Genomic DNA, 245 nt, shown 5'->3' with positions numbered 1-245 from the left:
AGGTGATTCTGTCTGTTTTCAGGGCCTGCATGATTTCATCAAGCTTTTCCTGAGGAACACCATCGGGATTATCTTCTTTTTGCTTAACGATAGGAATGATGGATGAAATTAAGGCAATCTTATCTACATTCTGGGTCCCGTAATTGGTAAGATAGCGTACTACTTCACCGCCACCCATTGAGAATCCGAAAAGGATAACATTTTGAAGGCCGAGTTGGGTAATGATTTCGTGTAGGTCTTTGGCG

1 protein-coding gene is annotated in these 245 nt (G+C 42.4%); it reads right to left on the bottom strand.

What is annotated here, in order from left to right:
• On the bottom strand, window positions 1–245 hold a 245-nt coding region (locus tag ACPYOJ_RS36305; protein ID WP_481420529.1), incomplete at both ends, for an alpha/beta fold hydrolase.

The sequence above is a fragment of the Rhizobium sp. SVR5-9E genome (assembly GCF_056755095.1).
Note: the sequence above shows the minus strand (reverse complement) of the source record. Positions and strands in the feature narration are given on the sequence as shown.